The following is a 13,051-nucleotide window of genomic DNA, read 5'->3' on the forward strand; positions in this document are numbered from 1 at the left end:
GTGCTGTGCCCCGCCGCGGACTCTGCGGCGGCGAGGCTGGAGACGTTTTAGAACAAAGACAGCCGCGTGGAGTGATAAACACTGCCATAGGGCGCGTCGAGGCGCACCCACCGCCCCTTGCCCGCCACGCGCAGGTGGCGGGGGATATCGAGCGACGCAGCAAAGCCCGGGATGAGACCCAAACTCGTGCAGGCGAAGATCATCCGCATGGGAATCTCTACTTGGGTCTCCGCGCTCTCCACGGTGAGCACGGTTTGATTCAACAGGCTTTTCGGTGGTCCCATCGGACCGGAGAATTGCCGAGCTAACTGCCGGCCTTTATCCGCTAATTCACGGACGACGTCGACAGGCAATGAATCAATCTCTCGAAACCCCGTTGCCGGCGGCAAGGCCCCCGGCCATGAGGGGTCGCGCGCGGGGCCTAGGTCAAGCACCTCCGCCCCGTCCTCTTCAAGAAGGTGTTCGGGGGTGGTGCGGAGGGCGTCGAGAAGCGCCTGCGCCGACACCACTGCACCATCGCGGCCAACGTTGCCTTCGCAGCGCCGCGCTACGACGACGTCGAAGGGGGTCGTGACAAAAACCTCAACGTGGGTGGCGTCGTATTGACGCAAGCGCACCGTCGCTGAGGCATCCAGCCCCGTCGCACGAGCGAGGAGGGCCTGCAGCCCCACCCCGCCGTTGTGCAATGTCAGGGATTCACTCTCCATAATTGCGCTGGCCGCCTACTGCTCGTCCAACTCGACGACAGCATTTTCCAGGATGATGGTGCGCTCCTGCTCAGAAACCTCCCGCGGCATCTGCGTATCTGGATCAATTGTGACCTGTACGCAGTCAATAACGCAGGCAACCTGGCCCTGCGCGTCCTTGATCTTCTGGCGAGTGGTAAACGACGTGGTTCCAAGGCGCACCACCGTGGTCTCCACCGTCACCGTGCCGTGCCGTCCATCCCACTTGATGGGGCGAACATAGTCCGCGTCGATGTGGCGAACAAAAGCCACCATGTTTAGGCCACGTGAATAGAAGTGGTGCATGGCAAAGGCCAAGCGCGCCTCCTGTGCCAGCTCGATAAAGTTGGCGTTCATCATGTGGCCGTACATGTCGAAGTCCGACCAACGCACTCCCACGGTGAGCTCGTGGACGTTGTCCTTAGTCTCCTCCGACACAACATTCTGAGCGGGCATTCCAGAATCCTTCCGAAGATTTCCTTTGAGTGTTAGGGCTGAGCGGCCCTAGCGGCTGAGCTTGCGGTGGGTAACGCAAGACGGACGGGCGGCGTCCTCACCGAGGCGCTCGACCTTGTTCTTCTCGTAATCACCGAAGTTACCCTCGAACCAGAACCACTGGCCTTCCTCGACGTTGCCTTCCCAGGCCAGGATGTGGGTACAGGTGCGGTCGAGGAACCAGCGATCGTGGGAAATAACCACGGCACAGCCGGGGAACTTCTCCAGCGCGTTTTCCAGGGAGCCCAGGGTTTCCACGTCCAAGTCGTTGGTCGGCTCATCAAGGAGGATCAGGTTGCCGCCCTCTTTGAGGGTCAGGGCCAGGTTCAGGCGGTTGCGCTCACCACCGGAAAGAACCTTAGACGGCTTCTGCTGGTCCGGGCCCTTAAAACCGAATGCGGAGAGGTAGGCGCGGGACGGCATCTCGTTCTGGCCAACGTGGATGTAGTCCAGCCCATCGGAGACGACCTCCCACACGGTGGCCTCTGGGTCGATGTTTTCGCGTCCCTGGTCAACGTAGGAAAGCTTGACGGTCTCGCCGACGGTGACAGAACCGGAATCCGGCTCTTCCAGGCCCACGATGGTCTTGAACAGGGTGGACTTACCCACACCGTTCGGGCCGATAACACCGACGATGCCGTTGCGCGGCAGGGTGAAGGACAGGTCCTTAATAAGGACGCGACCATCGAAGCCCTTGGTCAGGTCCTTGACCTCCACAACCTTGTTGCCCAGGCGCGGCGGGGTCGGAATCTGAATCTCCTCGAAATCGAGCTTCTTGTACTGCTCGGCTTCTGCAGCCATCTCCTCGTAGCGCTGGAGACGGGCCTTGTTCTTGGCCTGGCGCGCCTTCGCACCGGAACGAACCCACGCGAGTTCTTCCTTGAGGCGCTTCTGCAGCTTCTTGTCCTTAGCACCAGCAACTTCGAGGCGCTCTGCCTTCTTCTCCAGGTAAGTGGAGTAGTTGCCCTCGTAGGGGTAGAGCTTGCCGCGATCAACCTCGCAGATCCAGCCCGCAACGTGATCGAGGAAGTAGCGGTCGTGGGTCACGGCCAGGACGGCGCCCGGGTAGGACTCAAGGTGCTTCTCCAGCCACTGGACGGATTCGGCGTCGAGGTGGTTAGTGGGCTCGTCGAGCAGCAGGAGGTCCGGCTCACTCAGCAGCAGCTTGGCCAGCGCGACGCGGCGGCGCTCACCACCGGACAGGTTAGTCACCGGGTCATCAGACGGCGGGCAGCGCAGCGCCTCCATGGCCTGCTCGATCTTGGAGTCAACCTCCCACGCATCCGCGTGGTCGAGCTCCTCCTGCAGCTTGCCCATTTCTTCCATGAGCTCGTCGGAGTAGTTGGTGGCCATCTCTTCCGCGATCTCCTCGAAGCGCTGCTTCTTCTGGAAAATCTCCCCGAGGCCTTCTTCGACGTTCTCGCGAACCGTCTTCTCCTCGTTGAGCGGCGGCTCCTGGAGAAGGATGCCGACCGTCTTGCCCGGGTCAATGAAAGCCTCGCCGTTGGAAGGCTGATCGAGGCCGGCCATAATTTTCAGGATCGAGGACTTACCTGCACCGTTGGGGCCCACGACGCCAATCTTGGCGCCCGGGTAGAAAGCCATAGTGACATTGTCCAAAATAACCTTGTCACCGATGGCCTTACGCACGTTTTTCATCGTGTAGATGAATTCGCCCATGTTTCACCCTTTACTTCTGTCAGGATTGGTCAATAACAGTACAAAGAGTACATCACATGGGCGGTGGTAGTCCCCCGTCCTTAGGCCATAGCTTCTTCTGGCGCCGGTTCTCGGTGAGGTTCGGCCGCACTCTGCGCTTGCTGACGATCCGCCGCAGTATCCTGCGGGGTATCTCCCGACTGCAGAGCAGCCGGCAATGCCTCATCCTCCGCAGTACTCGGCGGTGCCGTGTAATCCACATCCGGTACTGGCGGATTCTCCCCCAGCCAGAGGGCTTCGCTGCCCTCCTGGCCATAGGAGGTACCAATCTTGGTGGACGTAATGCAGAAACGGTTCAGGTCAAGGCCCACGTGGGCGATCTTGATATAGGTCCTGGAGCGCGTGGCCCCGTTCTTATCCTCCCACCGGTCCGTGACAATGGAGCCCATAACAAAGACCGGCATGCCCTTAAACAGGGACTTCTTAACGTTGATGGCGCACTGACCCCACACCTCACCGTCGATATAGTTAAGGTCCAGCTCCCGCCACACAGTCTTGCCCTCGTCATCCTTTTCCGGAACGCTGCGCGAGGAAGCAAAGCGGAGGCGGGCCTTGTACATGGTTTCGCTGATTTTGGTCAGGTGCGGGTCGTGAGTCAGGCGCCCCGTGAGTGAAATTGGGTATTGAGACATTGCGTGATTCCTTTGCTGTTTGTGGCTGGTGCTCTTTTCAATGCGAGGAAGCGATGTGCCTCCCGTACCTCGCATCATCGCCACCGATCAGCGCGCCCGCAATGGCCTCACTGCCAACCTGTGAATAACTTGTTGAAAGTATCAACAAAAAATCCGTTTCGCCTGGTAAGGACTCCTTTTCACGCACCCAGGGTGGGCACTCCCGCTAGTGCTGGCGGAAGGTGGAATCATCCCCTTCGCTCATTTGCTTGAGCATGGCGTTATAGCTTTCCAAATCAGCATCACCGTCAATATCTGCCTTAGCATCATGGCGCCGAGCGGTGGCACGATCCTCCCGCAGCCAGTCGAGGAAGAGCGAACCAAACACAATCACCAGCGGGAATTGGCCGAAGCCCCAGGAAATACCGCCGCCGGTTCGTTGGTCCGTGACAAAGTCCGGGTGCCACGGCAAGCTCAAGGACTCATAGAAGTCCAAGCCCAGAATGACTTGCATCTGCATGAGGTAGACGCCGGCAAAAAGGTGCAGGGGCATCGACACGAAGAGGATGAGCAGGCGAATGCCCGTCGGCGCGCGCCACGGCAACGGGTCCGGGCCAATAACCTCCCAGTAGTAGATGTAGCCAGAGATCAAGAAGACCCAGTTCATAATCACGTGCCCAGCGTGTTCCGAAATAGCGAGCTCATAAAAGTTCGGGAAAAGGTAGAGCACGTAAAGGAAAGCCAGGAACTGCACAACGTTGACCGCCGGATGCGTAAGAATGCGCAAGGTACGGGCCTTGGTGAGGGCGACGGCAGCGTCGTGAAGCGTGGGCTTGCCCGGCTCCCCAGGCTCAAAAGCTTCCATCACTAAGGTCACCGGAGCGCCGAGCACAAGGCACAGCGGGACTGCCATGGACAGAATCATGTGCACCAACATGTGCATGGAGTACAGCGCCGGCATATACAAGCCGATGCCATTGCTCATGATCAGCGTCATACCCAGCGCTCCCACGAGGAACCACGCAGTGCGTCCTGCCGACCACGTCAGCCCGCGGCGCTTGAGGCGCCACAGCGCGTACAGGTAGAAGCCGGCCAGCACGATCCCCAGCGAGCCAAACATGAGATCAAAGCGGAACATGGTCCACACGTTGGTGGCGGTGGGGGCGTCGAAAAGCTCATAGCCCAGCAGGATCTGCATGGCGTTGAGATTCGGGTCCCGCGGCGGCGGGGGCGGCGTACGGCCCATCGAGATGGCCACGCCAACGGTCGCCGCCATGATGAGAACCTCAACCACAGCCACCCTGGTAAACAGGCGCGGCGAACTCTTCAAGTGAGGGATGGTAACCCGTCGGTGCACGAAGCCGATGGCCGCCAACACCACGGTGAGCACCGCTTTGCTCAGCACCAACAGGCCGTATCGAGTAGTGAACAGATCCCCGAACTCAACGCGAATCAGCGCATTAACTACGCCTGTAGCTGCCAGCCCCACGATGGAGAACAACGCGACCGTGGAATAGCGACGCACCGCCACGCCCATATCTGGGCCAAGGCGGCGGCCATGGGCGATGAGCCCCATGAGTCCACCGACCCAGAGCATGATGAAGAACAGGTGCAGCAGCAGCGAGTTCGTACCGTAGTCATGATCGCCGCCGGAAGCCGAGTGGCCCTCCATCCCGAGAGGCACCGTCAGCAACAAGGACAAGAAAAACGTTCCGACTTGGCCCGCCCATGTGCGTGCGACAAAACCAGATACGGCAACGACCACTGCGATTGCTGCGGTGAGCAGCCAGACTTGCGACGCCGCGATCTGCCCCACTGCCATGCCCATCAGCTCTGGGTTGAGAACCTTGGCCAACGGGGTACCGGTGAGATCCGACATGACGAGAGGGACCTCTAATAAAGACACCACCGCGGCGCCCACCGCCGCCCATGCGCCGGTCCGTGCTGCGATGTGCCCATCGACGGTGAGCGTGGCCTTGATGAGACGCTCGTTGTCCTTATCCGGTACCGCCGGGTAGATAAAGAAGGCGCTCGACATAAAGGAGCCGATGGAAAGCGCCATGAGCATCCACGCGATAGCGCGGAAGAAGGGCAGGCCGAACGTTGTCATGCGCCCTGGGTCGGGGATGCCTAGGGCGGCGAGCGAGTCCGCAAGAAAGAACAGAGAAATGATTCCGCCCACGAGGCCCGCGAAGACGACGAAAGAAAGATTCAACAAGCGGGAAGGCTGCGCTCCCGACGTCGAGCGCGCCGCCCCCCGAAAGCGCTGTGAGCTGGGAGTTTCTTTCTCAGTGTGCATGGTGGGCAGTCTACCGTCACGGAGGTTCTCTTACCTAAAAAGTAGTTTTTTCTAAGCTTTCGGGTAGTCTGCTCTTATGGACTCTCGCCAGCTTCACCATTTTCGGTCCGTTGTGGACCACGGTTCATTCACGCAAGCTGCGGAAGCACTGCAGCTCACGCAACCTTCTTTAAGCCTGACCGTGCGCAAACTTGAAAAGGATCTCAACGTGAAGCTGCTCTCCCGCGGGCGCGGTGGAGTCCGAACCACAGAGGCCGGAGATTACCTCTATGGCGTCGCTACCTCGATAGATTCCCTTCTTACCACCGCCACCACGCGCCTTGCCGAAATTGCATCCGGCAGCGCGGGCTCGGTGACGTTATGCTCCGCCCCTGAGTTCAACTGGCTTTATATGCCTGAGATTCTGTGCCGCATGCGCCAGCGCGCGCCGGAGGTAAGTGTTTCCTTAAAGGACTTAGAACCAACCGCCACGTTGAGAGAGGTCCTGGATGGCTCAGCGGAGTTAGGAATCCTCCTCACCACTAACCCACAGCGCTTCCGCCAAGACTACGGCGCGCAGCTCACCATTGACTGCGCCGCAGAAATTGAGGTGCGCGTCGCGCTCCCCGAGAGGCTTAAAGGCTTGCCCGACCCCGTGCGGTTGACCGACCTGAGCGCTGAGACCTGGCTCTTGCCGCCGCGCTGGCCGGAACTCAGCGGTTTGCCGGAAGCAATGGATCAGGTGTGGGCTAAGTCGGCATTAAGCAAGCCCGTCACGGTCCAAGAAGTTCCCACGTTGCAAACGGGGTTGCCACTCGTGGCGGGCGACTACGGCATCAGCCTCCTGCCGCACACCGCGCAGGCTTTAGGCCAGCAGGGAGTCCACTTCCGGCGAATCGCGGAAGCCCTCCCGACCGTGCAGGCGCTCGTCATCCACCGCGCGGACCGTGCGCTGAGCCCAGCGGCGCGCACGCTTAACGACGTCCTCCTCAACGCCAACGCCGAGCCAACGCCAGCGGTAGCCCGATAATCGGACTACACGCCCCAGTGCGTTATGATGGCGCGGTACGCCTCCATAGCTCAGTGGATTAGAGCAGTGGGTTTCTACCCCATGTGTCGCGGGTTCGAATCCTGCTGGGGGCACGCAGGTCAGGGCCACTTTTTGGGTTTTTATTAAGCCTCGGAAAGTGGCCCTTGGGCACAATTTAGGCACACTTTTATGGACATCACCCTCGCGACTTTTGACCACGCTCCACAATCCGCGCTGCGCGGAATGCGCTTCAGCAATGCCTGGGGGACGTCACCAAGCTATGCGGAGTCACGCCGCGGAGTGCTCACCGGGCAGTACCCGCAGCGCGGAGCCACAACGCGCATCACGGATATCTTTGCGGCAGCTGGCTTCGAGGTTCGGGAGGACACCAGCCCCGCATCGTCACGGGTCTTTCGGCTTCTTGAGCAACCAGACCCCCACGTGTTGGATGATCTCGATGGCGTCGTGGCAGTGTGTTCCCTGCAGGAGGATAAGGCCGCGATGTCTTTCCTGTGGCCCGGGGTTGCAGAGTCCGGGGAGTGCACTGAGCTTGTCTCCCCGCTCGACCTAGCTCCTACCCTCGCGGCGATCGCGGGACTTGATGTGCGCCCCAACGCGCCCTTGTCATTCGACGGGCTCAATTTGGTGCCGGTCCTCCGTTATGGCGCTTCCGGGCACGGGGCTCTCTTCTTCGACTACGGAGTGCGCATGCAGGACGCCGTGCTTGTCGACGGCACCGCTACCCCACCCAGCGCCCTGCCGCGTCTGCGGGATGAGTGGGAAACGTGGAAGCGCTTCATGGCGATGGGTCCGCTGCAGTAATTTGCAGAAGTTACCGATTACTCCACTGGAATGACGACCCAGAGGATGAGGTAGAGCAGAATTCCTGAGAAGCCCAGCAGCGTGGCAACAACGAAGAGGATTCGCACCAAGGTCGGGTCGAGGTTGTAGGTCTGTGCGATGCCGCCGCACACGCCTCCGAGCATCGTGTCAGTTGTGGAACGGGTCAAACGTTGGTTGTTCATGATGTCTCCTTTCACTGTCCATTATCCAGAGTTGGGCCGAAGGGTTCATCGGTGTTTACCCTGATTTAGACCCTGATTGCTCTACGCTGGGTGGAAACTTCCCACCCTGAGAGAAAGGACGCCGTTTCATGGCTCACTCCCCCGGGCTGCCCGCCCCTACCCGCTCCTCGTATGCGCTGCTGACCGGCGCTAGCCAGGGCATTGGCGCTGCGATGGCCAAGGACCTAGCCGCCCGCGGCTACAACGTCATTCTCGTTGCCCGCCGCGAAGACGTCCTTGGATCCATCGCCGCGGACCTGCGCTCGCGCCACGAGGTGGACGCCATCGCGCTGGCAGCGGACCTCTCCGAGGTCGCAGACGTGGACCGCGTCATCGAGTTCATGGCGGGCAAGGAAATCTCCATCATCGTCAACTCGGCGGGCATCGCCAGCTTTGGCAAGTTCATGGAGCAGGACTGGGATTATGAAACCCGGCAGTTCGACCTCAATGCAAAGGCCGTTCACCGCCTGACGCGCGCCGCCCTTGAGCAAATGCTGCCGCGACGCAGCGGCGCTATCTGCAACGTGGGATCGGCCGCGGGCAACGTCTCCATCCCGAACAACGCCACCTACGTGTTCACCAAGGCAGGTGTTAACGCGTTTACGGAGGCCCTGCACTACGAGCTCAAGGGCTCCGGCGTGACCTGCACGCTGCTTGCCCCCGGCCCGGTGCGCGATGCCGTCATCCCCGAAGAAGAGCAATCCATCGTGGACAAGGTAGTCCCGGATTTCTTGTGGACCACCTATGAGTCCTGCTCCGAAGAGACCCTGGAGGCCATGGCCCGCAACCAGCGCCGCGTGGTCCCTGGGCCGCTATCAAAAGCAATGAACGCGTTGGGCAAGATTGTGCCCACCCCAATTGCTGCACCGCTCATCGGCAGCTTCTATTCCAAGATGGCCTAGGACATAAAAATGCCCGCTCTCCTCCGTGGAGAGCGGGCATTGCTTTACTTGCCTTGGAGCGGCGATTGCTCCGCGATAGCCTTCTGTGCGGCCTCCTCCCGGGCGAGCTTGCGCTCTACCCAGAACTCGGCGTTCTTGATGCCCAACGCTTCTGGGTCAAATTGCGGGTCCTTGCCAGCTGCCTTCTGTGCGCTGTAATCCTTGAGGCACTTGAGGGCCGGGACCTGTAGGAAGAGGATGGCGATGATGTTGAGCCACGCGGTCGCGCCAACGCCGATATCGCCCAGCGCCCAGGCAGCACCCGGAGTCGTCGTTGCGCCAACAACCACGGACACCACGAGGAGAATGCGCAGGAGCCACACCAGCGCGCGGCGGGCGGTCTTGTTGCTGATCCAGCGGTTGAAGTAGGTCAGGTTGACCTCCGCCATGTAGTAGTACGCCAGAACGGTGGTAAAGGCGAAGAAGGCAATAGCGATGGCAATGAAGCTCGGGCCGAAACCTGCCAACAGGGTGTCCAGACCGTGCTGGACAAAGCCCGGACCGACCTCGACCCCATCCGGGATTGCACCGGCGTAGCGCACTGGGCCATCCTCCGACTCGCCTTCGAAGACCTTGTACATGTCCGTAGAGATAATGATGAAGGCAGTGGCGGAGCACACGAAGAGGGTGTCAATGTAGACCGCGAAGGCCTGCACGAAGCCTTGCTTGGCTGGGTGGGATACCTCCGCAGCTGCGGCAGATTGCGGGCCGGTACCTTGGCCTGCCTCGTTGGAGTAGATACCGCGCTTCACACCCCACATGATGGCCGAGCCCAATAGGCCGGAGAAAGCCTGCTCCGCACCGAAAGCGGACTTAAAGATCATGCCGAAGACCTCGGGGATCTGGTTGAAGTTCATGATCAGGATGATGATGGCAAAGAGGATATAGGCGCCGGCCATGAACGGGACCACGAGGGACGCGAAGTTAGCGATGCGCTTCACACCACCAATAATGATGATGGCGAGGATTCCGCCCAGAATCACGGCAGACCAACCGACCTCAACACCCCAAGCGTTCTGAACGGCCGCAGCCACGCCGTTAGCCTGAATGCCGGGCAGGAAGTAGCTGGTGGCAAGGATCATCGCAATAGCGAAGACGATTCCATAGACCACCATGAAAGGACCGGCCTTGGTGTGCTTATAGGCCTTCTCAATGTAATAAGCCGGACCACCGCGGTATTCGTCGGTGTCTTGGTCCTTCTCCTTATAAACCTGCGCCAAGGTACATTCCACGAAAGAAGTTGCGGAACCGAGCAGAGCCACCGCCCACATCCAGAACACGGCACCTGGGCCGCCGAAAGCGATGGCGGTTGCAACGCCCGAAATGTTTCCCACGCCAACGCGGCCCGCCAGGGAAATCATCAGCGATTGGAAGGACGAGACACCTGAATCGGAGCTTTCGCCGTCCTTCAGCTGCTTAATCATGTCCGGAATGCAGCGCACCTGTAAGAACTTGGTGGCCAGGGTGAAATAAATTCCCGCGCCGAGGCACAGGAAGACTAATGCTGGTGACCAAATTAATGAGTTGAGAGTGTCAAGAAAGGCTGACATCGGTAGGTTTCCGTCCTTCGATATATGTGAGTGCCATCACTTTAAAGGCTGACCTAATAATGTCCCATCTCCCAAGGCTTTGGTGAGAGAAATCATGAAAAAGTTCAAAAAGCCCTCGACACTGCCCCTCAATGCCAACCAGAAAACCCCAGAACACCTCGATAAAAAGGCACCTTCCACAACGAGACCCCTCCTCACCCCCATTTACCCCCATCTCAGCCGACTAGGGCACCTCCCAAACCATGACCGAAGAGAAACTATGGTGGAAGCCATGAGTGATATCCCCGCCAAAAATGACCGCCTCGTCTGGATCGACTTGGAGATGACCGGACTTGAACCGCAGCGCCACGTAATCGTGGAAGTCGCCGCCGTCATCACGGACGCCGAATTAAACATCCTCGACGAGGGCCTCGACCTCGTCGTGCACGCTACAGAGGAAGAACTGGCGGAGATGGATGACTTCGTCACCGAGATGCATGCGAAGTCCGGTCTCGACAAGGAAATCCGGGAATCCACGATCACTATCGAAGAGGCGGAGGAAGCGGTACTGAAGCTCGTCGAGAAGCACTGCGACGCCAACCACCCTGCTCCCCTTGCAGGCAATTCCATCGCCACGGACCGCACCTTCATTCGCGAGTACATGCCGCGCCTGGACGCCGCGCTGCACTACCGAATGATTGACGTTTCCACGATTAAGGAACTAGCACGCCGCTGGCACCCGCGGGCATACTACAACCAGCCACAAAAGGGCATGGCACACCGAGCCCTGCAAGACATTATTGAATCCATTCGAGAGCTCGACTTCTACCGCCGCAGCGTATTCCGCACGGACGACGGCCCCTCCACCGCGGAAGCGGAGGATCTTAAGGCTGCCACTACCGATGACTACCAGGCGTTTTTGTAAATTCAACGAGGTGAGTTAACCTGTATCTCGTTGCTTTCAGGCAACGATGGTGGCTGTAGTTCAGCTGGTAGAGCACCAGGTTGTGATCCTGGGTGTCGCGGGTTCGAGCCCCGTCAGCCACCCCGAATGTGCCCCGCGTCCTGTTCCGGCAGGACGCGGGGTAATTTTTTATGCCCACCAACCTTAAGCATGTTAGCCTTACCTAAACTTAGAGCATGTGGGCTTCTGTCCTCACAGAAGATCTAAGCTCATGAAGAGATAGCAAGGATAGTGATAACAATGGCTGACCAGGGCAAAGAGGCAGCGCCGAAGCGCAAACCCCGCAAGGCACATGAAGCGACCGTAACTGGCCGCCGCCAAGTATCTCCAGACCTGGTTCGGTTACACATGAACTCTCCAGCATTCATAGGCAAAGAGCTGGAGTTTACAGATCACTACATCAAGCTGTTGTTCGTGCCAGAGGGCGCCGATTACTCTTGGCCTTTTGATATTCAGCAGATTCGCGCAGAGCAACCGCGCGATAAGCAGCCGATTCTCCGCACCTACACCCTGATCAACGTGAACTCAGAAACCGGGGATTTTGACATCGATTTTGTGTCCCACGGTGATTCCGGCCTGGCTGGCCCCTGGGCACGCAGAGCCGAGGTTGGAGAGAAGCTCGGTTTCCTCGGCCCTGGTGGCGCGTGGGGACCAACCGAAGACTATGAGCACTTTGTGTTCGCCGGCGACGAGTCTGCAGCACCGGCCATCAGCGCTGGCTTGAAGCGGCTTCCCGACGGCGCGACTGCGACTGCATATATCGAGATCGAAGCCGAAGACCGCACGTTTGAACTGCCCACCCGCGATGGCGTGGAAATCACCTGGGTAGTCCGCAATGGCGCTACCCACGGTACTGAGCTATCCCGTGTGGTCCGCGCGGCTGGTATCCCCCAGGAGAAGAAAACCGGATGGTTCATCCACGGAGTCGCCGAAATGATCAAAGAGCTTCGTCGCTTCCTTTTCGTTGAATCAGGGATTCCCAAGGAAGACGTTTCTATCTCTGGCTACTGGCGTATCGGAATGACTGAGGACCAGTGGCAATCCTCCAAGCGTAATTTCAACGCAGAGATTGAGGCCGAGGAAGAACGAGCTAAGGCCTAACGTTTGTTTTCACGTTAGACTGCGGCAATGATCGATTTCACCGACACCGCCGACGTCGTTGCTCCCCAGCTTCTGGGCACGGTGCTCACGCACAACGGCGTTTCGGTGCGCATCACGGAGGTCGAGGCTTACCTCGGCGCAGACGATGAGGCCTCTCACACCTTCAACGGCCGCACCCCGCGCAACGCCGCCATGTTCGGCCCACCCGGCCGCCTCTACGTCTACATGTCCTACGGCATCCACCGGAACGGCAACATCGTCTGCGCGCCCGAAGGAACCGGTCAGGGTTGCTTGCTCCGCGGCGGGGAAGTCATCGACGGAGTAGACCTTGCCTACCAACGCCGGGGCGACACGGAATTTCATAACCTCGCCCGCGGACCCGGCAACTTGGGCAAGGCCTTAGGTTTCCGCCTCGAGGACAACGGCACGCCCATTCGCCTTAAACAACGCGATAAGGAACCTGAGTGGGTCCGCGGGCCGCGCATCGGCATCTCAAAGAACCAGGACGCCGCCCTGCGGTTTTGGATCCCCTTCGACAAGACAGTGTCTCGACGTCGCGGGCTCCCCCGCTAACCCCTACCGGTGTATGAGTCT

The 13,051-nt window shown here is 59.5% G+C and carries 13 protein-coding genes and 2 tRNA genes; 8 read left to right on the forward strand and 7 right to left on the reverse strand.

Annotated features, from left to right (window positions below; genetic code table 11):
• Positions 1-47 precede the first annotated feature (47 nt).
• The 5 genes from HMPREF2698_RS00400 to HMPREF2698_RS00420 all read right to left on the reverse strand — a co-directional run bounded on the left by HMPREF2698_RS00400 (position 48) and on the right by HMPREF2698_RS00420 (position 5,849).
• Positions 48-707, reverse strand: coding sequence for a DUF8185 domain-containing protein (locus HMPREF2698_RS00400; RefSeq protein WP_070561382.1), 660 nt, complete (start codon positions 705-707; stop codon positions 48-50).
• Between the two features lie 15 nt (positions 708-722).
• Positions 723-1,181: an acyl-CoA thioesterase gene (locus HMPREF2698_RS00405; RefSeq protein WP_070531521.1), complete on the reverse strand. Its 459-nt coding sequence runs from the start codon at positions 1,179-1,181 to the stop codon at positions 723-725.
• Between the two features lie 48 nt (positions 1,182-1,229).
• Complete coding sequence (ettA, locus tag HMPREF2698_RS00410) at positions 1,230-2,900, reverse strand: energy-dependent translational throttle protein EttA (RefSeq protein ID WP_070561384.1); 1,671 nt, start codon at positions 2,898-2,900, stop codon at positions 1,230-1,232.
• Positions 2,901-2,980: 80 nt separating this feature from the next.
• Complete coding sequence (locus tag HMPREF2698_RS00415) at positions 2,981-3,571, reverse strand: single-stranded DNA-binding protein (protein ID WP_070561386.1); 591 nt, start codon at positions 3,569-3,571, stop codon at positions 2,981-2,983.
• Positions 3,572-3,776: 205 nt separating this feature from the next.
• Complete coding sequence (locus HMPREF2698_RS00420) at positions 3,777-5,849, reverse strand: bifunctional copper resistance protein CopD/cytochrome c oxidase assembly protein (RefSeq protein ID WP_070561388.1); 2,073 nt, start codon at positions 5,847-5,849, stop codon at positions 3,777-3,779.
• Between the two features lie 76 nt (positions 5,850-5,925).
• Between HMPREF2698_RS00420 and HMPREF2698_RS00425 the strand changes: the two genes are divergently transcribed.
• The 3 genes from HMPREF2698_RS00425 (at position 5,926) to HMPREF2698_RS00435 (ending at position 7,680) form a co-directional block, all read left to right on the forward strand.
• Positions 5,926-6,858 (forward strand): LysR family transcriptional regulator, encoded by a 933-nt coding sequence (locus tag HMPREF2698_RS00425; protein WP_070561390.1) that lies wholly within the window; start codon positions 5,926-5,928, stop codon positions 6,856-6,858.
• Between the two features lie 39 nt (positions 6,859-6,897).
• Positions 6,898-6,971, forward strand: a tRNA-Arg gene (locus HMPREF2698_RS00430).
• 76 nt (positions 6,972-7,047) lie between these two features.
• Positions 7,048-7,680, forward strand: coding sequence for a hypothetical protein (locus tag HMPREF2698_RS00435; RefSeq protein WP_070561392.1), 633 nt, complete (start codon positions 7,048-7,050; stop codon positions 7,678-7,680).
• A 17-nt stretch (positions 7,681-7,697) separates the two neighbouring features.
• On the opposite strand, the gene HMPREF2698_RS00440 is transcribed toward HMPREF2698_RS00435, so the two are convergent.
• The gene (locus HMPREF2698_RS00440; protein ID WP_010191177.1) at positions 7,698-7,883 is read right to left on the reverse strand and encodes a PspC domain-containing protein; all 186 of its coding nucleotides are present in this window, start codon (positions 7,881-7,883) and stop codon (positions 7,698-7,700) included.
• Between the two features lie 128 nt (positions 7,884-8,011).
• On the opposite strand from HMPREF2698_RS00440, the gene cmrA reads away from it, so the two are divergent.
• Positions 8,012-8,824 carry a mycolate reductase gene (gene cmrA / locus HMPREF2698_RS00445; RefSeq protein WP_070522301.1) on the forward strand — a complete coding sequence of 271 codons (813 nt, stop codon included), beginning with the start codon at positions 8,012-8,014 and terminating at the stop codon, positions 8,822-8,824.
• Between the two features lie 44 nt (positions 8,825-8,868).
• Here the strand turns inward: cmrA and HMPREF2698_RS00450 are convergent, their stop codons facing one another.
• The gene (locus HMPREF2698_RS00450) at positions 8,869-10,413 is read right to left on the reverse strand and encodes an alanine/glycine:cation symporter family protein (RefSeq protein WP_070561394.1); all 1,545 of its coding nucleotides are present in this window, start codon (positions 10,411-10,413) and stop codon (positions 8,869-8,871) included.
• A gap of 271 nt (positions 10,414-10,684) precedes the next feature.
• Here HMPREF2698_RS00450 and orn point away from each other — a divergent pair, with 271 nt between their 5' ends.
• The 4 genes from orn to HMPREF2698_RS00470 all read left to right on the forward strand — a co-directional run bounded on the left by orn (position 10,685) and on the right by HMPREF2698_RS00470 (position 13,030).
• Positions 10,685-11,317 (forward strand): oligoribonuclease, encoded by a 633-nt coding sequence (gene orn / locus HMPREF2698_RS00455; protein ID WP_070522488.1) that lies wholly within the window; start codon positions 10,685-10,687, stop codon positions 11,315-11,317.
• 49 nt (positions 11,318-11,366) lie between these two features.
• A tRNA-His gene (locus HMPREF2698_RS00460) sits at positions 11,367-11,439 on the forward strand.
• Between the two features lie 157 nt (positions 11,440-11,596).
• Positions 11,597-12,457, forward strand: coding sequence for a siderophore-interacting protein (locus tag HMPREF2698_RS00465; RefSeq protein WP_070561396.1), 861 nt, complete (start codon positions 11,597-11,599; stop codon positions 12,455-12,457).
• Between the two features lie 27 nt (positions 12,458-12,484).
• Positions 12,485-13,030 carry a DNA-3-methyladenine glycosylase gene (locus tag HMPREF2698_RS00470; RefSeq protein WP_070561398.1) on the forward strand — a complete coding sequence of 182 codons (546 nt, stop codon included), beginning with the start codon at positions 12,485-12,487 and terminating at the stop codon, positions 13,028-13,030.
• The last annotated feature ends 21 nt before the right edge of the window (positions 13,031-13,051 follow it).

Origin of the sequence: Corynebacterium sp. HMSC072A02, from assembly GCF_001810085.1 — a bacterium.
GTDB classification, from domain to species: Bacteria; Actinomycetota; Actinomycetes; order Mycobacteriales; family Mycobacteriaceae; genus Corynebacterium; species Corynebacterium hesseae.